Here is a 22,954-nt window from a genome sequence, read left to right as displayed (position 1 = left end):
ATGAAGGGGGCGTAACTTGCCCCTTAAATCCGTCTATTTTGTTAGACATTCTCAAAGTCTTCACGCTATGACGGACAACAAATAATCGCAAAGGAAGCGATATGCCGGACGGGTTTCTGACGGACGAAGACAGTCACATTCTTGAACAAGTTATTTCGCTGGCGCAAAAAAAGAAGGTCGGCGATTTTGACGACAACGGCGCGCCCTCTGCAGCGTTCCGGAGCTATCTCGAACAGCTCGTGCTTTATGCAACAGGCGAAGACCAAATCTGGTCTCGACCTCAGTCACTGCTGGATCGCGCTGGCCAGGCATGGAAACACAGCCAGACCAGAAAATCCGGCGACAGCAAAATTTCCCTACGAGTTGAAAAAGGGAAAAAGTGGACCGATAGTCGTCTCGTCCTAGACATCGTCACGGACGATCGTCCTTTCCTCGTCGACTCCATCTCAGCCGCCCTTGCTGACGCCGGAAGACCTGTGACGTTTTTTTCTAACGCCGTTGTATCCGTTTCACGAAGCGCTACCGGCAAGCGTGACCAAAGCGCGGCCAATATCCGTGAGTCCATGATCCACGTTGAGATGGAACCGCCGGTCGCTGAAAGTGAGGTTGAAGAACTCCGAAACGATATTGACGCCGTTCTCGCAGATGTCACGATCGCCGTCGCTGACTGGGAGCCCATGCGAGCGCGACTGGCGAGCTGCATTGCGCAACTAGAACGTTCGCGCTTGCCGGGCATGAAAGCCGACGAACAACGAGAATCCGTTCAGTTTCTGAAATGGCTTTGGGATAATCGTTTCGCGTTTCTTGGCGTTCGCCGCTTCAACTATTCAGAAGAAAAAGGCGTTCCAAACCTTATTCCCGATGAAGGGAATGACCTTGGCATCTTAACGGCGCCTGGCCGGCAGGTTTTAAAATCCACCTTTCAGCCGGATGGAAAACTGTCGCCTGCTGTAGCGGCGTTTTTGGATTCCAAAGAACCAATCATCATCGCCAAGTCCAGTTCCAAATCCCTTACGCACCGTCGCGCGTTCATGGACTATGTGGCGGTTAAAAATTATTCTCCGGACGGCGCCCCCATAGGCGAAGACTTGTTTGTTGGTCTGTTCACGGCCGAAGCGTACAACCGCCCGGTGTCGGATATCCCTCTGATCCGCGCCAAAGTCGATAAGGTGCTAGAAGCGACGGCATTCACACCCGGCGGCCACAATGAAAAAGCACTGATCAACATTCTCGAAAGCTATCCGCGAGACGAACTATTCCAAATCGACGTAGATGCGCTTTGTGAGATTTGCCTTGGCATCTTACGTTTGTTTAAGCGTCCGCGCGTAAAACTTTTTCTGCGTAGAGATCGGTTCGACCGGTTTATATCCGCCCTTCTCTACGTTCCGCGTGACCGGTTCAATTCCGACATTCGCGAGCGCGCCGGCCAGCTTTTAGCGGACACGTTCGAAGGACGTGTGCTTTCCTTCTCACCTTCGTTTGGCGACGCTTCTCTGGTGCGGGTCCATTTTATCATCGGCATCAACCAGGGGGCACCAGAAGGACCCGGTATCGTTGAGCTTACCCGTCAGGTCCGTGAAATCTGCCGAACCTGGAGCGATGGGCTGCTCGACGCCATGCGCGAAGCCCATGACGGGATCGCACCCGAAGCCCTGATTGAAAAATACGAAGATGCTTTTGGCGCAGGCTACCGCGAATCGACACCGCCAGAGATAGCGCTTGAGGACATTGCAGCCCTAGAGAAGCTTAACGATGCGCCCATTGGAATTCGCGCATATCGCCTCCCGGATGATGCTGAATCAATTGTTCGCATAAAAATATACAAACAGGGCGCGCCAATGGCGTTGTCGAAGCTTATTCCTACAATTGAATATCTCGGCCTGGGTGTTCTTCAGGAAGCAAGCCACCGCGTCACGCCCCATGGCGATGCCAAAAACGATTCATTGTGGGTCCATGATTTTTATACCGAGCACGGGCGCGGTGAAAAAATTATTCTGAATGAAGTCAAGGAAGCTTTTGAAGAAACAATCCTTGCCGTGCTGGAAGGCCGTACGGAAGACGACGGCTTTAACGAACTGGTTTTAACCGCCGGCATCAACTGGCGCGAAGCGTGGTTGTTGCGCGCTGCCGCACGCCACCACATGCAAGCTGGTTTTCCCTACTCTCAAACCTACATCGAAGAAGCGCTGTCAAAGAATTCCCCTATCGCCAGAATGCTGGTCGCTGCGTTTCACGCACGGTTCAATCCGGACGGACCAAAAGACGCTGATCAACGCATGCAAGACGCCAAACTTGCGAACCAGACGGTTGTAGATGCGCTCAACGATGTTTCCAGCCTGGATGAAGACCGGATCATTCGCCGCTTTTTGAATCTGTTTGATGCGATGACGCGAACGAACTATTACCAGCGTGGCAAGGATGGAAATCCTAAAACCTACATCTCCTTCAAAATTGACTCGCACAAAATTGCTGAACTGCCCGAGCCAAAACCTTATCGCGAGATTTTTGTTTGCGGGCCTCGTGTGGACGGCGTGCATCTGCGGTTCGGACCGGTCGCTCGCGGCGGCCTGCGGTGGTCGGATCGCCGGGAAGATTTCCGTACGGAAGTCTTAGGCCTCGTCAAAGCACAGCGCGTTAAAAACGCAGTGATCGTCCCAACCGGGTCAAAAGGCGGTTTTTATCCTAAGCAATTACCGCTCGGCGGCGATCGCAACGCCATCTACGAAGAGGGGCGTGAGGCTTATAAAGTCTTTATTCGCGGCCTGCTCGACCTTACCGACAATATCGTTCAGGGCGAGGTCAAAACCCCTGCCCGCCTGGTGCGGTGGGATGACCTCGATCCCTATCTAGTTGTCGCAGCCGATAAAGGCACGGCGGCATTCTCAGATACTGCGAACGCCATTTCAGAAGAATACGGCTTCTGGCTGGGCGATGCTTTCGCATCTGGCGGCTCTGCTGGTTACGACCACAAAGTCATGGGCATTACCGCCCGCGGCGCTTGGGAAGCCGTGAAACGCCATTTCCGTGAAATCGGCAAGGATATTCAGAAAGAAGCGTTTACGGTCGCCGGCGTCGGCGACATGTCAGGCGACGTCTTCGGCAACGGCATGTTGTTGTCCGAAAAGATCAGACTTGTCGCTGCATTCGATCACCGTGATATCTTTTTCGATCCTGACCCAACGCCATCCAAGTCATTCAAGGAACGCAAGCGCCTTTTCGAATTGCCGCGCTCATCATGGCAGGATTACGACAAAGAGCTGATCTCAAAAGGTGGCGGCGTCTTTTCGCGCAGCGCAAAGTCTATCGAATTAACCCCGGAAATCCGCGCCGCTCTCGACGTCACCGAAAAAACAATGACGCCATCGGAGCTCATTAGGGCCATATTGAAATCACCCATAGAGCTGTTCTGGCTTGGCGGCATCGGCACCTATTTTAAGGCTGATGGGGAAGAAAACTGGCGTGTCGGCGATCGGGCAAATGATTCAGTACGCATTAATGCCGACGAGATTCGCGCTTCCGTAATCGGGGAAGGCGCTAACCTGGGCCTCACGCAACTGGCTCGGATAGAATATGCCCGCAACGGCGGACGCATCAACACAGATGCAATTGACAACTCCGCAGGCGTCGACTCATCTGACCACGAAGTAAATATCAAGATCCTGCTATCAAATGCCGTCGAACACGGCGAATTAAAGCAGGAAGAACGAAACCCCCTCCTTGCTTCAATGACTGATGACGTGGCGGACCACGTGTTGCGGCATAATTACGACCAAACACGCGCTGTAACGCAGATGGAAGTTACCGCCGCTCAAGACCTGGACGTCTATGCACGCTTCATGGCGACGCTTGAGCGCGAAGGGCGGCTTGATCGCGCGATTGAGTACCTTCCTGACCTGGATCAGTTAGGTCAGCTTCGACAGCAAAACCTCGGACCGACCCGGCCTGACCTCGCAGTGCTGCTGGCCTATGCAAAACTCTGGCTTTTCGACGAACTTGTAGCGTCGGAAGCGCCAGATGATCCCATGTTCGAAAGGGAACTGTTCGGCTATTTTCCAGAGGCGCTGCATAAATATAATCGCGCAATTATATCCCATCAGTTACGTCGCGAAATTATTGCAACACGGCTCTCAAATGAGATCGTCGACACTTGCGGGGTGAACTTCGTTCAGCGTGCGGCTGACACAGCAGGTGTTGATTTCGCTGCCGTGTCCCTCGCTTACGAAGCCGTCAGAAGAATTTATAATCTCCATGATTTTGCCGCATCCGTGGACGAGCTCGACAATAAATCTTCAGCGCAGTTACAAACGGCGCTCTATCTTGAAGCATCTGCGTTACTGAAAGAACAAACCTTCCACCTGCTCGACGATCCGCAAGCAAGAGAAGACATCTTAAACAAGGGGTTGAAGTCTGTTGTCGGTCGCTACGCCGAAGCGGTGGAAGAGTTTAAGTCCGCCTTGCCTGATATTTTGCCGCCTGACGCGGCAGTGGCTTTAGAAGACCGCTATCTACGCTGGATTGCACAGGACGCGCCTGAAGATGTCGCACGCAACGCGGCGGCAATCCCCGCGCTCGAATTCGCATTCGATATCGTAAATCTGGCGACAGAAAGCGGTTGGTCTAACCCAGGTGTGGGAGGCGTTTTCTTTGCGATCGGTCGCGTCTTCAATATTGATGCTGTTCGTGAAAAAGCGCGGCGCGAGCCCCCATCAGATCACTTCGACAAGATTGCTATCCGGCAAACTATCGAGGATTTGACCGCGCGGCAGCGCCAACTGACCATGCGTGTCATTGCGTTTTCCAAGGCTGAGCCCAAGTCGGCGCCGGCGAAATGGACACAAAAGACAATTGAGAAGTGGTGTGAAAGCGCAACGGAAGCAGTAACCACGTTTGAGCAGACATCGAATGAACTTGACCTCGCTGGCGCGGTGAGCGTTGGCAAGTTTGCGCTCTTTACACGCGCCCTAGATGCCTTGCTATTGGCGACTGATCGAAACTGACGCCTAGTGTCTGAAATGACGAATGCCGGTGAAGGCCATAGCCAACCCGGCGTCGTCAGCAGCAGCGATCACTTCATCATCCCGGATTGATCCACCGGGCTGTATTACCGCAGTCGCCCCTGCTTCCGCAGCCGCCAACAGCCCATCCGCAAACGGAAAAAAAGCGTCTGAGGCGACAACTGAACCTTGGGTAAGCGCCTGCATTTCTCCGCATGCTTCAGCAGCGTCTTGAGCTTTCCTTGCTGCAATTCTGCTTGAGTCCAGCCTGCTCATCTGGCCGGCGCCAATGCCAACTGTAGCGCTGTCTTTCGCATATACAATCGCGTTTGACTTTACGTGCTTGGCGACTTTGAACGCGAACAGCATATCGGCGAGCTCTTGCTCACTAGGCTGGCGTTTGGTGACCACCTTCAGATCAGCGAGGTTGACGGTGCGGGCGTCACGAGATTGCAACAGGAACCCGCCAGCAAGAGGCTTCATGACCGAGCCTTCCTCGTTAACAGCCGGCACGCCCCCCGCAGCGAGAAGGCGCAAGTTCTTTTTCTTGGCAAAGACTTCTGTTGCTTCGTCATCGACCTCTGGAGCAATCACAACTTCAGTGAAAACCTCAACAATTTTCCTTGCTAGATCACCAGTCAGTTTCTGGTTCATGGCGACAATACCGCCAAACGCGGAAATCGGATCGCAACGGAGCGCTGCCAGATATGCTTCAACCAGGTTTTCCCCTGTAGCGACGCCGCAAGGATTGGCATGCTTGATAATCGCGATGGCGGGCTTTTCGAAACCGAACTCCGCCACCAACTCGTAGGCTGCATCCGTGTCGTTCAAGTTGTTATAAGACAGCTCCTTACCCTGAATTTGGCGCGCTGTGGCGACACCTGAACGGTTTGTACCGGTCTTGTAAAACGCCGCCGCCTGATGCGGATTTTCGCCATACCGAAGAACTGATGACAACCGGCCAGCAACGGACACGTCTTTTGGAAATGGCTCGTTATTATGAGCTGAAAACCACGTTGAAATGGCGGAGTCGTAACTCGCCGTTTTCGCAAACGCTTTGGCCGCGAGCCGTTTTTTAGTCTCCGTTTTAAGCAGACCGTCCAACTCAATTTCTTGCAGCACAGTTTCATAATCATCGGGGTCCGTGACGACACCGACAAACCCGTGGTTTTTAGCGGCTGCGCGTATCATTGCCGGTCCGCCAATATCGATATTCTCAATACATTCAGCGAAACCGGCCCCTCTCGCGACAGTTTCTTCAAAAGGGTAAAGATTGACGACAAGAAGATCGATGCCGTTTATCCCGTGTTCGTCCATGGACTCGCGATGACCGGCGTTATCACGCAGTGCGAGCAGTCCGCCATGAATTCGGGGGTGAAGCGTCTTGATACGGCCATCCATCATCTCTGGAAATTCAGTGATCTCGGAGACATCCATTACATGAAGACCTGCTTCTCGCAGCGCTTTCGCTGTACCGCCAGTGGAGATCAGCGCAATATCAGCAGACGACAGGCGCTTTGCAAATTCGACAATGCCGGTTTTGTCAGAAACAGAAATAAGTGCGCGGCGCACTCGCGATTGCTCAGTCATTGAAATACCCTTTCGACGCGCTGGTGCTTACCGCCGGGCGCAGACACCCGCAAGCGCGGTCAGGTATTTTCAACGATTCGTCTTATTACGCGCGGGTGAAGCTTTTTCCCCATTTGCGGAAAACTCCGGCACGAGATGGTGCACCGCCTCATCGAGTTCTGATTGTTCACCCTCAAGCGCGGCCTCGACGACGTCAGACAATCTTGGCGTTAGCAGCGGAAGGTCAATCATCGCCGGTGAGGCTAACAGAACGCCCTCCGCGCCAGTTTTAACGAGCGCATCGGTATCGAGAAAGATTTCTTCAAACAGCTTTTCTCCAGGCCGCAAGCCCGTGAACTTGATCTCGATGTCCTTGCCAGGCGCCAATCCATAAGCCTCGATCATGCGCTTCGCGAAATCGAGGATCTTTACTGGTTCGCCCATATCGAGAACAAACACACGCCCATCATGGGTGACGATCGGAACATCAGCATTATCCAGGCTGGCGGCCAGAAGGACAAGCTGCACCGCTTCCGGCGTCGTCATGAAGTACCGGATGATTTCAGGATGCGTTACCGTTACCGGGCCACCCATTTCGATCTGGCGTTTAAAAAGCGGCGCCACAGACCCTGTTGACCCGAGCACGTTGCCAAAACGAACCGTAACGAAGCGCGTATCGTTTTGGGCGACGTCCAGCGCCTGCGCATAGAGTTCAGCAATCCGCTTGGTTGCTCCCATGAAACTTGTCGGGTTGACGGCTTTGTCTGTTGAAATGAAGACCACCGACTCAGCGCCGTGCTCAATTGCCGTGTCAAAAACATTCTTTGCGCCGAAAACGTTGGTCAGCGCGCCTGCACACCTGTTCTCCTCTACGATCGGTACATGTTTGTAAGCTGCGGCGTGCAAAACGACGTCAGGCCGTGTACGCTCGAAAACACGGTTTAAATGCTCGATACGGCAGACATCAGTAAGGTCCGAGGAGATAATAGCGCCGTGACCCGCCTCTTTCAGCTCAAGGTCAACCTGATAAAGGGCGAACTCCGCGTTATCCACGAGCGCGAGATGAGCCGGCTCGAATCTTATAATCTGGCGGCACAGTTCGGAGCCAATCGTGCCGCCGGCTCCGGTCACCAAAACGCTTTTTCCCGCGAGAAGCTTTCGCGCGGCGCGCAGGTCAATTTTACGGGGTGGACGCGGCAGCAGTGTTGATGGATCGATATCAGAAGCCCGCGCGCGGAAATCCGCACCCGGGCGCAACAACCGCCGAACCTGATCAATTATTCCCGCCATCACACGCAAAACCGATTACCGATCCGGCAGCCTAACGCAATAGTACTACAGATGCGAGGGATTTGGACGCCAGCTACACTCTATCAAGGCGTTTGAGCGCCCATTTGACGTTAAGTCTGCCTATCCCGTCAAGATTGAACTGGCGCGCTGAAATTACAATTTGCTCTGACGCCGCCGGGGCGCCAAGCAACCCGCAATAAACGCTCTTTTCGAGAGTGAGTTCCGGACAATTTGACTTGAACCGCCATCCTTCCTTGTTTGGCAACAGCAGTATTACGGATTTTTTATCCCTGGCCAGAGATGCTTTGACACCCGGATGCAGATGAAACCGCCAGACAGCCGCTTGCAGCTCCTTGGTTTCCAGCCCGTCCAACGTTTCCTCGCCGCGCAAATCCGCACCGCCGGCTGATAGATATAGTCTGCGTGTATAATGGCCCTCCTCAGCCCCTCCAGTAACCAAGCGCCGCTCTACTTCGAGGAGGTGTCCGGCTGCTTCCTCGGCTCTCCTGTGAGTGGTTTCCGCAAACCCAACACGCACAGCAGCGGTCTCAAACGAGAGCGCCGTATGCGCACTGCGCTGTTCCAGCGCTTTTCGCCAGTGAGTATCGCGATGACCGCCGTTTCCGCAGTTGACGAATATGCGTGAGCGTCCCGATGAGAAATGCATCGATGCGCCGCTCTTGAATGCACTTGTCGCGCCGGCGTCATTCGAAGTGTCGACAATCAACAGCGACCGAGCGGCGCTCAGTTTGTGATAGCCCGTGTGGCGTGCGAAGTCCGAAACACCGCCATCCTGACCAGCGCCCGATTGAACTTCAATGATGGCTTTAGCATCGTCTTCATAGCCGCCATTGAACACCGCGAATCCGCCGTCAGCACAGCGAAAGAACGCCGCCATTGTACTGGTGCGCTGAACCATGTGCCGCAAGAAACCAGGGGCCTGATAGCCGCGCGCTTCGATAGCTTTTGTCAGCGATTGCAACCGCAAAGCCAGTTTCAATTGACGGGATGGGTTGCGGCTGACATGCCCGCCATCCGGGCGCAACTGTATACGTAACTCCCGCCGCGCCATTTCAAGACCACGCTCCGCCGGTCCCTCGCATCCAGGAAGGCAATATCCGGCGACAGCAAGTCCCAACGACGTCATTAATCGATCAAATCCTGAGGCGCTGCGATGCGCGGTGCGCGCGAGGTGTCTTGTCTGTCGCGCCATACAGGCGAGAACGCGACTGCGCCAAAGCGCGTCTGACTTCGCCAAAACAAGCGGGTGGTGAGAACAAAGCTGCACAAGTCTTTCAGATACAAAATAAGGATCCCATGTTTCAGACGACCACCGCTCATACCGGTCGAGCCAGCCTGAGAGTATTTCGCGAGCCGGTTTTTTACCGTCCTCGCCTAACGCGGAAAGATGTCTCAACCAGGAAAATTCCTGCAAGTAAGAAAATGTTGCGCTGTCAGTAGAAACCAGATCCCAGACACCAGGTAAATTATCCTGAAAGTCGATGCTTTCACCGCCCACAGCGATGCGCCCGTTTGCCAGCGCCATCGCGATTTGTTTATCTGGCGCATAAGGATCAGCAGGCTGAAAAAGCAACCGATCAGGCGCAGGCCCCTTTAGTTGCGCCTGATAAAACGGACTCTCACCCCACGCTTTGCGTACTCGCGCCAAAACATCACTTGACCTGCGCGCCCCAGCAACCTGCGTAGATGATTTTGTTCGCCCGTTCATGTCGTTCACTTATCAGGACGCAACGCGGCGATATTTTTTGCATACGCATCTGCGCCACCGCGAAATACGGCTGATCCAGCGACGAGAACGTCCGCCCCGGCGGAAATCGCCATAGGCGCTGTTTCAGGATCAACACCGCCATCAACCTCAAGGTGAATATCGCGGCCCGTTTGATCTATCAGCGCTCTTGCCGCCTCGATTTTTCTCAATTGCGATGAGATAAACTTTTGCCCGCCAAAACCGGGATTAACAGTCATGATCAAGATGAGATCCACATCGTCAATAATCGGTTCGACCACATTCACAGGTGTTCCGGGGTTGAGAGACACGCCCGCCTTGACCCCCGCCGACTTGATGCGCTGAAGCGTGCGATGCACATGCGCGCCCGCCTCAGGGTGAACTGTCAAAATGTTGGCCCCGGCTTCTGCGAAAGCATCGATATAAGGATCAACAGGGGAGATCATCAAATGAACATCGAATGGCAGGTCAGTAACCGGGCGGATCGCCTTCACCACCATTGGCCCGATCGTAAGATTCGGAACAAAGTGACCGTCCATGACATCAATATGGATAAAGTCCGCGCCTGCCGCCGCCACTTTGGCGACCTCTTCGCCCAAACAGGCAAAATCAGCCGATAAAATCGATGGTGCAATAGATACTGAACGCATTGAAATCAGGTATCGTGATGCGCTGGTCCAGCGCAATAACACAATGCCCGAAATCGTTCCCCAGCACCCAAAATTGCCGATGAAAAAACCCCGCCATTCTGGCGGGGTTTAGTTGGGGTGCGTGCAAAGAAAGCGTTGGAGGGACAACGCCAGGAATTTCGCGACATCGTCATGACGACGCCTATCCAGAAACATGAACTTCGAAAATGGCGAGAATAAGACCAAATCTACGCAAATTAAGGCAAGCTACTGGAATTATTGGTTAATTTCTGTTTTCCTTAACCTGAGACCTGCGAATCTTTATAGGTTGAAACACCTTGCGCGTTTTGAAATATCCATAGAGCCCTGCTCCGGCAACTGCAGCGCCGGATAGTAATCCGCCAATCCATTCAATGTCATAGAGCCCAACACCTGTCAGCACGAACAACGCCAGGCCAAATAGAACAGCCAGAAAACGGAGAGGCGAAGCCACCGTTCGACCGACAATTTTCGCCGCCCCGGCGGCCGTATTGGCTGTCGCTCGCGCGGCGGTAGCCGCCCCCTCAGACACGGCTTTGGCGACCCGTTTCGGTCCCATGAGCTTTAACAGCCACGCCAGAGAACCGGCTGCCGCAACCAGCAGCGCCCATTTCTTAGCGCCGATCGGCACATGCTGGTCCGTTTTGGGCGCTGGAACAGGTTCTGTGGACTGCACTTCGACTATCGCAGGAGAAACCGCACCATCAAAATCGGCAGCCAACGCAGGTTGCAAGGCTGTGCTTGCCGCACCAACAGAAACGGCGGCCAGAAGGGCGTTTCGTGTATTTCTGAGCGCTTTCATCCCATTCTCCACAAACAGATATCCGTGAGATGGGTATTGTAGAGCCCTAAATCAACTTGAAGGCCCTCTAGACTTCGACCGCTCCAAGCCCGCGACGGCGAGCCGCCGCAATGACCGTATTGCGCAAAAGGCATGCGATTGTCATTGGTCCAACCCCGCCCGGAACCGGCGTGATGGCCCCGGCCCGCTCTTTGGCGCTGTCAAAATCGACGTCTCCTATAAGGCGCGTTTTTCCGTCCTCTTCGATCCTGTTGATCCCCACATCGATGACGGTTGCGCCTTCTTTGACCCATCTACCCTCTACCATGCGTGGACGTCCCACAGCGGCGCACAAAATGTCCGCCTCGCGACAAACCTCATCAAGGTTTTTTGTGCGGGAATGGGCCATCGTGACTGTACAGTTTTCAGCCAGCAACAACATGGCGAGCGGTTTGCCGACGAGTATGGACCGGCCCACCACCACGGCATTCAATCCTGAAAGATTGTCGCGCACGGATTTCGCCAGCATTACCGACCCTTGCGGTGTACACGGAACAAGTCCTGTTTTTCCCAAAATGAGCCGTCCTGCATTGGCTTCAGTCAGTCCGTCAACATCCTTGTCGGGATGAATTTCATTTATAACGCGTTCCGATGAAATATGGTCCGGCAAAGGCAACTGAACGAGGATGCCGTCCACTTCTTCATCAGCATTCAGTTTTTTTACCAGAGAAACGACATCGTCTTCGCTGGCGTCAGCGGCAAGCTTATGTTCGATTGAACGCATACCAGCTTTTTCAGTAGCAATTCCTTTATTGCGAACATATACTTGGCTAGCCGGATCCTCACCCACAAGAACGACAGCTAGCGCTGGCTGGATGTTACAACTCGACTTTATATCCCTTACAGCGCCTGCAATTTTTTCACGCAATTTCAATGCGAAGGCTTTTCCATCAATAATCGTCATGGTTTGCTTTCGTTTTTTGCATTCTCGATAATCTTCGCCAATCGTTCAGCCAGCGTGGCCGGATCAGCGAGCATTTCCACCGTCTTTAAACGGGAAGTTTCACCCGATGCAATGGTCAGTGCGGATTTCGGTTCATCCACCGCATTTGCCAATAAAGCTATGATTGCCTTGTTCGCCTTCCCCTTATCGGGAGGCGACATCACCCTGATAGAGAGCCGTTCTTCTCCGTCCGGTCCGCGCCAAACACCTACAATGTCATCTTTTTTTGCATTGGTACTGACCCGAATGAACAGGACCGCACCATTTTTGCGCAAAGAAAATACGGGCACTATTGCAGGCTAGGAAATGCCATACCTCGCAGCCAGCCACATATTCATTTCGCGGAGGAAAAAGACACCAAGCAACAATACGAGCGGTGAGATATCTATTCCGCCAAGTGACGGCATCATGCGCCTGATTGGTCGCAAAGCTGGCTCCGTCAACGCGATTAATGTGCGCCAGATCATATCGACAATCTGATTATGCCGATTGATCACATTAAACCCTATCAGCCACGACATGATCACCATGACGAATACGATCAATGTATAGAGCTGTAATATCGCGTCGATCAGCGAAAAAAATGGCATCGGAATCATGAGGCGTCCTACTCAAAAGGCTGTTCACTGGCACTTAAGGGCAGTCGCAGGCCCTTGCAAGTAAACGGTAAGTACCCGTTATTCTTGGTCGATTGCGCGCGGCAGGCAGACCAGCGGGCTGGCGATTGAACCGGCGCGCACGAACCCGACGCCTTCATGCTCGATAATCATCAGAGTGATGTTCGTGCGAAATCCGTCTGGCTGGGTGGAAAACGGTACATCGTCTGCTGCCCACATTATTCTCCCCGCATTCTGTGTTATGCGCGTGTCCCCCTCCCAGCAGCCAGTGTAAGCGCAGACCGAAAACTCCCCATCGCGGCTCGCGGCGATCGACATGGGCGTGGTTTCATCCGCGTTTTTGGCGTCGCAGCCGTCGTTCAGGGTACACCAGACTTCGATATCGTTCTTACACAGCCATGTGTCGGCGGGCACTTCCGACTTGGACGATGATATAATCGTAGCAAAGGCCAGCATCCACATAGCGACGCTCCATTTTATAAGCGCCGCAAATATAGCGCCGGATGAGCGCGAAGAATACCCGTTTGGTTTCGGCATTCAGCTTTCGGTTAATCGGAAAAACGGGCGCTTGCCCAATCGGCGGCGCGGTCAAACCAATTCGTCGCGCCATCGTGAAGGTTGATATTGTGACCCGCCCCTTCGTGAACATACGCCTCAAAGTCGGTTACCAGCGGAAAATAGATACGCTCTGACGCGTAAAGCGTTTCATCGGATGCACAATTCACAAATCCGCCCAAATTTTCGCCGAAGCAAAAAATCTGATCGTACTGCCCCATAACGAAGAGCACGGGCGCGGTAATGGCGAGCGTTCCAAGCTCAGCCGTGGAGAGTGTCAGAAATTCACCGGATGTCCCTAATCCTTTCGTCGCTTCATCATATGCGATGACTGCAGGATCGCTGGTCGCCACCCGGTAAAACAACCCTTCTCGCGAGCCCGGCGTGGTCGTCAGATACCCGAGATCAAGCCCGACCAGCGGTCTCAACCGCGAATCCAGGAACGCGGGAAGCGTATTTAAAACCAGCCCTTGCACAGCACCGAATGGATGACCGAACCCTGTAGCTATGATGCCGTCGACATCCTGGAACAGCGACGCCTCTATCCAGGCGATTGCTGTCCCGGCCGAATGTCCGACTGTAATGACATTTTCATAGGGTCCGCCCGGCAGTCCTCCGTCACGTGCGGCCGAAACAACATCATGCAGTGTGACAGCGCCAGCCTGTAAGGTCATCAACGCACTGGGCGGACGAGAGCTGCCACCCGCCGAACCTAATCGGTCAATGGCGAATGTTGTAAAGCCCGCTTCATTAGCCACCTTCACATAATCATAGTCGTCGCCGAAACCGGGCAACGCCCAATATCGGTGATCATAAGTATAACCATGCACCAGCACCTGAACCGTCGCCGATGGGCCCTCGCCCGGATGGCACAGCTTTCCGTACAGTGAATATATTTTCGGGCCGCCTGCTATAATGGAAACCGGCAACGTGACATCGCTGCAATTCTGAAGCGCATCCGCTTTCGCAGTAGACAAAAACATTGTCCCGGCAAATATCACTGCGGCAATAAACATTACTCTGGCTTTTATCGTTTTGCGCATCTCGCATTGCCTTTCACATTCCATTGAGAAAACGAAACAAGTACTGGAGGATAACAGCGCATTCTGCTGAAGGTTGCCCATACACTGAGTATCGGCTTAACTGAACGTCATGCTGACAAGAGCTATCCATTAAGCAAATTCGTTACATAAGAAAATAATAAATGAGTAAAACTTTATCCGGTCTGACTGCGGGTCAGACATTCAATCGCTGAGCTGCGCTTCGCAAACTCGCCGGCGTATCTACATCTATCAGTACGCCTTCTTCATCTGTTTCAAGTTTCCGCATTATGAAATTGTTTTCTTCGACAAGAGGCCGCGCGCCCTTGTCTCCCTTCAGAGTCCGTAAACTGCTGATATGGCGCGGATGGAATAAAACCGGATGACCGCGACGGCCCTTGCAAAAGGGAGCGACTGCATCGGCCTGGGAGTCCAGGCTCGCCTTCTGAGCAAGCTCCTGAAACATAAAGCCGGGAACAAGCGGCATATCTCCGAGACAAATGAACACGCCTTGCGTTTCGTCGCTTAAAGCCGATGCGCCTAAAGCGATTGACGTACCCAAACCCTGTTCCGGCGCCGAGTTCACCACAATGCTGCTGGCGACAGCACACAATCGGCGCATACGGCGACTATCCTCGTTTATTACAACGATGATATTTCCGATCTGAGCGCGCTCAATGGACGCCAACGCATGCTTTAGCAAGGGCGCGCCCGCAACTTCTGCGAAGAGTTTGTTCTCAGGCCCGAATCTTGATGATAAACCAGCAGCAACAACTATGGCGCTATAGTTTTTAAGATTCATGCCAGACCTTTTAAACGTTGCGTTTCAATTATTTCCGCAACGATAGATACAGCAATCTCCGGTGGTGATTTTGCCTTGATATCAAGACCGACGGGTCCGCGAATTCTTTCGAAAGACGTTTCGTCAACACCCTGCATCCGCAACACCTCAAGCCGTTCCTGATGAGTGCGGCGGCTTCCTAATGCGCCAAGATAAAAGCATTCACTTTTCAGTGCTGAACTTAAAATGCTCGCTTCCCATTCATGTTCATGAAATAAAGTAACGATTGCTGTCCAGCGGTCTATGTTAGCGCTGACGAAACCGGATCCATTGGTAAGATGAGTGGTGCTGGTGCAAAACGGCGCTGCGTGTTCGAGGGTTTCTTCTTCCGGTGAGTAGGCATGTGTTTCAATACTAAGCGCTTTCGCGAATTGCGCGACATACGGCAAAATGAATCCTTTTCCAGCCGCCAGAAGACGCACTGGCGGATTATAGAGTTTTGCGTATTTTCCTTCGGCAAACTCTTGTTGACTGATTTTTGACTCATGAATCGAAGCGGTGAGCGCCTCAACGTCAAAATTCATTGTCATTTGACGCCGCTCTTTCTGCGCAGACAACAGTTTCGTTAAATGCTCATCGCTGAAACATGCGTCAAAGAATACGTCGATACCTGAGCCACACGGCAAACGGATATCCATATAGGGCGAGCCTTCGCCATATCGCACGCAGCGGTTTTCGCCGCTCTTCATGGCTTCTTGGGCTTCAAATACAATTGCAGCTTCGGCGCACCCACCGGTGATGACACCTATAGAATCACCATTTTCCGCCACCGCCATCTGACTACCCAATGGACGTGGCGAAGACCCTTCGATGTTTACAAGGGTAACGAGAGTTGTTTTCAATCCCTCTTCGCGCCAACGTAGCAGCGGCGGCAGGACATCCTCAGCGTAGCTCGACTTCATCAAACAAACTTACCGCAAAACCACAAGCGCTTTACGTTTGGCATGATGTGATGGCTTGTCAACCAAACCTTACCCGTTTCTGTCTCGCTGTATTTCTGCGGCGCGGTGTATTGCCTTTCGAATTCTGTAATACGTGCCGCAACGGCAGATATTGGTGATGTTAGTATTGATATCGTCATCGCTGGGGTTGTCATTGCGTGAGAGCAGGTCGGCCGTCGCCATGATCTGGCCTGCCTGACAGTATCCGCATTGCGGCACGTCTTCCTCGATCCATGCTTCTTGCACCGGATGCAGGTTTTCACCGTCAGCCAATCCCTCGATTGTGACAATCTCTGCGCCCTCCACTGAGGCCATCGGCACAACGCAAGAACGAAACGCCTGTCCGTTGAGGTGCACGGTACAAGCCCCGCATTGGGCGATACCGCATCCAAATTTCGTGCCTTTAAGGTCGGCGTCTTCACGCAGATACCATAAGAGCGGCATATCCGGATCGCCGTCATAGTTCATCGTTTTGCCATTGACCGTAAACTGGACCATTTTTTTGCTCCTTTAATTCTTAGCGCGTCGCGCCTCTATTACGCCTGCAATTGATTGGCGATTGGCAGGTCACGAATACGTTTTCCTGTTGCGTGGTAAATTGCATTTGTGAGCGCCGGTATGATCGGCGGCAGACTTAACTCGCCCGTGCCTGTCGGATGTTCGTCGCTGTCGATAATATGGACGTTAATTTCTTTCGGCGCTTCGTTGATGCGCATCAACCGGTAAGTGTCGAAATTCTTTTCAACCACTTGCCCGTTTTCAACATGAATAGCTTGGTGAAGCGCAACAGAAACGCCATCTAATGCGCCGCCTTCCATCTGTGCTTCAATGCCCAGCCTATTAACCGCCTGGCCACAATCAATTGCTGTAACGATCCGCAGAATTTCAAGCTCGCCATCTTCAACACGCACATCAACGACATGCGCGCAATAGCTACCGAAAGTAAAATGTGATGCGATCCCCCTGCCATGCCCTGAAGGCAATGCATTGCGGTCAGACCACTCTGAGTTCGCAGCCGCCACCCGTAAAACATTCGCGTCACGCCCAGTGTCATAGAAGTCTGCGCCCCAGCCGGGATAGGGCAGCTTTCGGTCAGGCGACAGAACTTCAAGACGCATCTGAAGGGGATCTTTGCCTGCAGCCTCAGCCACTTCATCGATAAAACTCTGCAACATGAAGCCCATGGTGTTGTGACCCGGGCCGCGCCAGGCGCCAAACCACATGCCGGAAGGGGGGTAATAGCTCCGTGCACGGAAATTTTCGATCATTCCCGCTGGGAATACATGAATATGAGCCCCGTACGCCGCGATAAGATGATCCCATCCAACGACCTCACCATTTGCATTCAAGCCGGCTCGAAATTTACTCATGCACGGCCGGTTAAATGCATCCTGCTGAATGTCATCTTCGCGCGTCCATGTTACTTTCACCGGCCGCCGTAACCGGTGGGATAGCCATATAGCTTCGCTGCCATAATCGGTCGGATACTTTCGACCGAATCCTCCGCCGAGTCGGGCAGTCTCAATTGTTGCCTGGGTCGGTTCAATTCCTGCAACTTCAGCAACGCAATACGCCAGCCTGTCCGGGAACTGATGTGAAGCGCGCACTGTCCAAATGCCATCGCGCATATCTGCGGCTGCGCTATGCGGTTCCATGCAAACATGCGTTAATGTTTTGGATGAATATTGAGCCTCGACAATGCGAGTGGCGCCAGATAGCGCTGTCTCCACATCGCCGTCCTCACGCATAACCTCGCCTTCCGAACCATCACTCGCTAAAAAACGGCGATAATCCGCCTCACTTGCAGCCGTACTTTCTTCGGCGAATTCACCAGTATCCCATTCAATATCAAGCAGTCGGCGTGCTTTCATTGCGCTCCAGAGCGTCTCAGCAATTACTGCTACACCACCATGAAGTGACAAGAGTTCTGTGCTGCCGCGTTCGGGCCATATCCGCGGAATTTGAATAATATCAACAACGCCAGGGACAGCGCGGGCTGCAGCATCATCAAAACGCAACGCCTCGCTCTGGAAATAAGGTGACCGGGCAACAACGGCATGCAGCATTCCTTCAAACTGCTGATCGATACCGAATACAGGCGCGCCGGTGACTATGTCATGAGCGCCCATGATACGACGATGGGTGCCAATAATACGGAATTCTTCCGGAGATTTCAGAGCGACGCTTTCTGAATCCTCTAAAGCTGCTGCAGCTTCGATCAAATCGCCATATGGTATGCGTTCGCCGCCATCGTAAATAACATAGCTGTCTTCCGTACGCAGTGCAGTTTCCGGCACGCCAAGGCGTGCAGCCGCTGCACGAACCAACCGATTTCTGATCGCTGCGCCGGCTTCGCGGAGATAGGTATAATTCTTTTTTACACTTTGACTGCCGCCAGCGCCCTGATAAGCATGGAAATAGTCAAAACCCTTGGTTGCGGCATCGCTGCCCTCTTCATTTTCAGCCAACTTTTTCAGCATAAGCGGCATTAACTCGACGCTGGTGTTGCTCCAGTCCGCGTCTAATTCCTCGGCAATCATCATTGGCATCGATGTGAACGTGCCCTGCCCCATCTCCATATTCGGCGCGCCAATAACAATGGAGTTGTCGGCCTTGATAGTGATAAAAAGTCCGAGCTTTTCACTACGTAGATTTGATGCGCTTGGCGGCTCGGCACCGCTAACTGCGTCGGTTTCACGTCCACATGATGCAAGCGGCAGTGCGGCGACAAATGCGCCGCCAATCATGCTGACCTTCAGGAATCGTCGTCTATCAAGCACTTCTGTCATGACCAACCTTAAGCTTTTAATTGATCGCCAATGGGGAGTTTACGAATGCGCTTGCCTGTCGCTTGATAGATAGCGTCGCAAAGCGCTGGCGCTAATGGCGGCGTCGCAATTTCACCAGTACCGTGCACCTCGTTCGCTCCTTGTATCAGATACGTTTCAACCACTGGCGGCGCATCAGCCATGCGCATAAACTGGTAACTGTCGAAATTTTGTTGCACTGCGCGACCATCTTCGACATCTACTTTCAATCGCAATGCCGTCGACAACCCATCCAGCACGCCGCCTTCAAGCTGCGATTTGAACCCATTCGGGTTGACGATCAGTCCTGCGTCACCAGCAACCACAATGCGTGTGACGCGAATGTCGTTGGACCGGCTCGCTTCAACATCGACAACGACGGCGCAATAACTACCGAATGTGAAATAACCGGCGATCCCTCGCCCTTGGCGGCGGCCTAACCTGCCGCCCCAGCCTGCTTCTTCTGCAGCCTTCTGCAGCACCACAGCCCAACGGCCGGTATTGTATGTGGGGCCGCCATGATCATCATACGGCATATCCCGCGCTTCCCCTAGGAGACGAAGGCGAAACTCAAGCGGGTCAATGCCAGCTTCCGCCGCTAATTCATTAATGAAGCTTTCAACGATGAAGGCATGCTGGGTTGGCATTGGCGCCCGCCATGGACCATTCGGCGTCGCCCATGAAATATGATGCGCGTCAATCTCAAAATTATCGATCAAACGGCGCGGGTAGTTGTCCGCCCAGACTGTGTTTCGCATGACATTGGCGAGCTCAACATCGGCAGCGCTGGACGTTGCAAGGCAAGCGCTATGGCTCCAGGCTGATATCTTTCCACCTTCTGTCAGCGCGGCGCGCACGATATGCCGGGACTGTGGGCGGTAATAGTCAGAACCCATATCGTCTTCGCGTGTCCAGACGAGTTTCACCGGCGCATTGACTTGTCGTGAAACCAAACCAGCTTCTACCGCCATGTCGGCACGCAGACGGCGGCCGAAACTGCCTCCCGTCCGCATGGAAATCATGTTTATAGAGGGAACCTCAATGCCGAGAGCGCGCGAAAGGTTAACCACCATACCACCGCAGCTATGACCTGGCGCAACAACATCCGCGCTATCGGCGCGCGCATGGACAATGCAATTCATGGGCTCCATGGTGGCGTGCGCGAGGAGAGGCAGTTCGTAAGTCGCCTCCACCACTTTTTGCGCGCCTTCTAGCGCAGCCCGTCCTTCTCCATCCTTGGCAAACTCAACTCCCGGCTCGGACTGGGTTTGCGCCATTTCTTCATACAATGACGCTGAACTCTCACCTGCGCCGTCGCCCTTGTTCCACTCAATCTCAAGCAGCCGCCGCGCTTTTAGAGCCGCCCACAGACTGTCAGCCACGACGGCGACACCAGCCGAAATGTACTGATTGCCAAGATCTCCTGCAGGCGGGTCGAGCGTTACGATGTGGCGAACACCAGGCACGCCGCGCGCGGCCGCATCGTCAAGAGATGCGATGCTGCCTTTGAAATAAGGGCACCTGGTCATTACGGCATGCAACATGCCCGGCAGCTCTCCGTCGATGCCGAATTTCACGTCTCCCGTGACAACGCCCTCGACGCCTTTTGACCGTTGCCATTTTCCGATGATTGAATAATCGGACGGGTCCTTTAGCGCGATGTCGTCATCTTCCGCGATTTCAGGAAATGGTTTTGCTGACGCCCTGGCCGCGAGCGTTGAAAATGCCACACGTCGACCACTTTGTTGATGAACAACATGGTTGCTTTCGGTGTGCAATTCTTCAGGCTGGACATTTAGCTCTTCCGCCGCCGATGCGATCAAAACATTTTTTGTAACGGCCGCCAACCGGCGAACCGGGTCCATATTCCGGCGCAACGTAAAACTGCCGCCGCCGCCCTGCACGCCATAAGCCCATCTGAAGCCGCCTTCAGGCTGCGTCAATAACTTGATCGGCATCTGCTTGACGCTGACAGTTTCAAAGTCAGCCCCGAGTTCTTCCGCAATCAACATCGGCAATGACGTATGCATGCCAGACCCGATCTCCGGCGATGGTGCGCCAAGGATCAATGTATTGTCCTCATTGATTTTCAGGTACGGCCCTATATCGCCAAGAAAATCGCCCGAAGATTCACTCGCGCGCGCGTAACGCAGGGGCGCATCCGCAATGAGTAGCGCCCCTCCCGCAAGTGAAAATTGCAAAAATCGGCGGCGGTCAAAAATCGCATTCATATTGCCCTCGAATATTTCCTGAAGAACAAACGAAGAGTTCGCCTGGTCAGGACGCACCAATTAACGCCAATAGAGCGCCTGTCGTTGTTGAAACGCAAACCGCTTATCGCCTTTTATCTACCGTTTGCTGACGCCCGCTGCCGCAATAGAAGCTCATCTGTATCGTCAATGGCCATCCGTCCTGTTTTTAAAACGTCTCACCGCAGAGCAATGATCAACATTTTAATTCAGGTGAATCGGAACCGTACGGATGACACGCTTTTGTTGCGACGCAATAATTATTTTTATACTGAGCATTTGTGCAGAATGTCTTAGCTGGCGCTCTGTCATTCATTCGAAGCTAGGCGCCAAAAACGCTAGACTTGAACACTGGGTAATCTAGAGTTCAAACAGGAAACCGACCAGTTTATCGGAGGTACCATGCCCGCCGACACAGCCCATACGCCCGACCGCGAGAAAACCGAAGGTGAACAGGAGTTGGCGCGGCTTTTTTCGCTACAGAAACAAGCCTACTTGGCCGCTCCATACCCAACATATTCGGAGAGGATCGACCGTCTGGACCTTCTGATTCGCTTGACTGAAACCAATGAAGACAAATTTATTGAGGCGATTTCCGCTGATTTCGGCAATCGTTCGTCTTTCGAAACTGTTGTTGCCGAGATCGTTGTTACAGTCTCGGGCGCAAAGCATGCGAGGAAACATCTTAAACACTGGATGCGTCCGCGCGGCGTCGCGACCCCAGTGCACATGTTGCCCGCGAAAAGCCGGATTGAGCCTCAACCGCTTGGCGTTGTCGGCATTATATCCCCCTGGAATTATCCGCTGCAACTCGCCCTTGCGCCAGCCGCTGCCGCCCTCGCCGCCGGCAATCGTGTTTTGATCAAGCCGAGCGAGCTTACACCGCGCCTGAGTGAAGTCTTGCAACAGGCAATCGCATCGCAATTTGATGAAACCGTCTGCGCCGTGGTCACTGGCGGAGTAGGGACCGGACAGGCATTTACCGAAACGCCTTTCGATCATTTTCTGTTTACGGGCTCGACGGCTGTTGGCGCACGCGTTGCGCAGGCGGCGGCGAAAAATCTGACGCCTGTAACGTTGGAACTCGGCGGCAAATCCCCGGCTATTATCGATGATAGCGCAGACATCGGGGATGCCGCAAAATCTATCGCGTACGGAAAAATGCTGAATGCCGGCCAGACCTGCGTCGCGCCGGATTACGTACTGACTCCTCATGCGAAATTGGATGCAACGGTTGAAGCCATCGCTGGCGCTGCTCGAAAGTTATATCCCGCCATTGATACAACCGATGACTATACGTCGATTATATCAGACCGTCATTTCGCTCGGTTAAAATCAATGATTGAAAAAGTAAGGGATCAAGGCGTCAAAATAGTGGAAGTTGGCTCATCCAACGCTTTGCACCCTCAACGCAAGCTTCCGTTGACAATCATGATCGATCCGCCCGTTGATTCTGACGTCATGAAAGAAGAAATTTTTGGCCCTATCCTGCCAATTCTACCCGCGGACACCACCGATGCAGCAGTTCAGCACGTAAACGCTGGCGACAGACCGCTAGCTCTTTACTGGTACGGAAAAGACGACAATGCACGAGATTATATCCTGCAAAACACGGTTTCTGGCGGCGTCACGGTAAATGACGCCCTGTGGCATGTAGCGCAGGAAAACCTGCCCTTCGGCGGGGTCGGCAAAAGCGGTATCGGCTCCTATCATGGTGAAGCAGGCTTTACGACATTCTCGCATATGAAACCGGTATTCTATCAGAGCCGGTTCGCAAATGGATCTATCATGCATCCTCCTTATACCGATAAAACTTCTAAAATTCTCTCGTTCGTTCGAAAGATAATATAAG

Annotated in this window: 17 protein-coding genes; 2 read left to right on the top strand and 15 right to left on the bottom strand. The window is 53.2% G+C overall.

Annotated elements, in window-relative coordinates; genetic code table 11:
- Positions 1-101 precede the first annotated feature (101 nt).
- The gene (locus PUV54_RS10945) at positions 102-4,997 is read left to right on the top strand and encodes an NAD-glutamate dehydrogenase (protein WP_274492276.1); all 4,896 of its coding nucleotides are present in this window, start codon (positions 102-104) and stop codon (positions 4,995-4,997) included.
- A gap of 3 nt (positions 4,998-5,000) precedes the next feature.
- Here the strand turns inward: PUV54_RS10945 and purH are convergent, their stop codons facing one another.
- The 15 genes from purH to PUV54_RS10870 form a co-directional block, all read right to left on the bottom strand.
- Complete coding sequence (purH, locus tag PUV54_RS10940) at positions 5,001-6,584, bottom strand: bifunctional phosphoribosylaminoimidazolecarboxamide formyltransferase/IMP cyclohydrolase (protein ID WP_274492275.1); 1,584 nt, start codon at positions 6,582-6,584, stop codon at positions 5,001-5,003.
- A gap of 69 nt (positions 6,585-6,653) precedes the next feature.
- Entirely contained in the window at positions 6,654-7,853 is a 1,200-nt protein-coding gene (locus PUV54_RS10935; protein ID WP_274492274.1) for a UDP-N-acetylglucosamine 4,6-dehydratase family protein, read from the bottom strand.
- Positions 7,854-7,926: 73 nt separating this feature from the next.
- Positions 7,927-9,582 (bottom strand): heparinase II/III family protein, encoded by a 1,656-nt coding sequence (locus tag PUV54_RS10930; protein ID WP_274492273.1) that lies wholly within the window; start codon positions 9,580-9,582, stop codon positions 7,927-7,929.
- A 5-nt stretch (positions 9,583-9,587) separates the two neighbouring features.
- Positions 9,588-10,250 carry a ribulose-phosphate 3-epimerase gene (gene rpe, locus PUV54_RS10925; RefSeq protein WP_274492272.1) on the bottom strand — a complete coding sequence of 221 codons (663 nt, stop codon included), beginning with the start codon at positions 10,248-10,250 and terminating at the stop codon, positions 9,588-9,590.
- A gap of 262 nt (positions 10,251-10,512) precedes the next feature.
- Complete coding sequence (locus PUV54_RS10920) at positions 10,513-11,070, bottom strand: hypothetical protein (RefSeq protein ID WP_274492271.1); 558 nt, start codon at positions 11,068-11,070, stop codon at positions 10,513-10,515.
- Positions 11,071-11,137: 67 nt separating this feature from the next.
- The gene (gene folD / locus PUV54_RS10915; RefSeq protein WP_274492270.1) at positions 11,138-12,013 is read right to left on the bottom strand and encodes a bifunctional methylenetetrahydrofolate dehydrogenase/methenyltetrahydrofolate cyclohydrolase FolD; all 876 of its coding nucleotides are present in this window, start codon (positions 12,011-12,013) and stop codon (positions 11,138-11,140) included.
- On the bottom strand, positions 12,010-12,342 hold the full coding sequence (locus tag PUV54_RS10910) for a DUF167 family protein (protein ID WP_274492269.1): 333 nt from the start codon (positions 12,340-12,342) through the stop codon (positions 12,010-12,012). Before PUV54_RS10910 ends, folD begins: the two co-directional genes overlap by 4 nt.
- A gap of 9 nt (positions 12,343-12,351) precedes the next feature.
- Complete coding sequence (locus tag PUV54_RS10905; protein ID WP_274492268.1) at positions 12,352-12,651, bottom strand: YggT family protein; 300 nt, start codon at positions 12,649-12,651, stop codon at positions 12,352-12,354.
- Positions 12,652-12,729: 78 nt separating this feature from the next.
- Entirely contained in the window at positions 12,730-13,206 is a 477-nt protein-coding gene (locus PUV54_RS10900) for a hypothetical protein (RefSeq protein ID WP_274492267.1), read from the bottom strand.
- Positions 13,207-13,217: 11 nt separating this feature from the next.
- The gene (locus PUV54_RS10895; RefSeq protein ID WP_274492266.1) at positions 13,218-14,267 is read right to left on the bottom strand and encodes an alpha/beta hydrolase; all 1,050 of its coding nucleotides are present in this window, start codon (positions 14,265-14,267) and stop codon (positions 13,218-13,220) included.
- Positions 14,268-14,460: 193 nt separating this feature from the next.
- Positions 14,461-15,066 carry a nucleotidyltransferase family protein gene (locus PUV54_RS10890; RefSeq protein ID WP_274492265.1) on the bottom strand — a complete coding sequence of 202 codons (606 nt, stop codon included), beginning with the start codon at positions 15,064-15,066 and terminating at the stop codon, positions 14,461-14,463.
- Positions 15,063-16,007 (bottom strand): XdhC family protein, encoded by a 945-nt coding sequence (locus PUV54_RS10885; protein ID WP_274492264.1) that lies wholly within the window; start codon positions 16,005-16,007, stop codon positions 15,063-15,065. The genes PUV54_RS10890 and PUV54_RS10885 overlap by 4 nt, the downstream gene beginning before the upstream one ends.
- Before the next feature lie 69 nt (positions 16,008-16,076).
- The gene (locus PUV54_RS10880) at positions 16,077-16,544 is read right to left on the bottom strand and encodes a (2Fe-2S)-binding protein (protein WP_274492263.1); all 468 of its coding nucleotides are present in this window, start codon (positions 16,542-16,544) and stop codon (positions 16,077-16,079) included.
- Positions 16,545-16,582: 38 nt separating this feature from the next.
- Positions 16,583-18,835, bottom strand: a complete 2,253-nt coding sequence (locus PUV54_RS10875; RefSeq protein WP_274492262.1) for a xanthine dehydrogenase family protein molybdopterin-binding subunit — start codon at positions 18,833-18,835, stop codon at positions 16,583-16,585.
- Positions 18,836-18,843: 8 nt separating this feature from the next.
- Positions 18,844-21,141: a xanthine dehydrogenase family protein molybdopterin-binding subunit gene (locus PUV54_RS10870; RefSeq protein ID WP_274492261.1), complete on the bottom strand. Its 2,298-nt coding sequence runs from the start codon at positions 21,139-21,141 to the stop codon at positions 18,844-18,846.
- A 363-nt stretch (positions 21,142-21,504) separates the two neighbouring features.
- Between PUV54_RS10870 and PUV54_RS10865 the strand changes: the two genes are divergently transcribed.
- The gene (locus tag PUV54_RS10865; protein WP_274492260.1) at positions 21,505-22,953 is read left to right on the top strand and encodes a coniferyl aldehyde dehydrogenase; all 1,449 of its coding nucleotides are present in this window, start codon (positions 21,505-21,507) and stop codon (positions 22,951-22,953) included.
- Position 22,954 lies beyond the last annotated feature (1 nt).

This window comes from Hyphococcus flavus, from assembly GCF_028748065.1.
Lineage (GTDB): Bacteria > Pseudomonadota > Alphaproteobacteria > Caulobacterales > Parvularculaceae > Hyphococcus > Hyphococcus flavus.
This window is presented reverse-complemented; position numbering and strand designations above follow the sequence as displayed.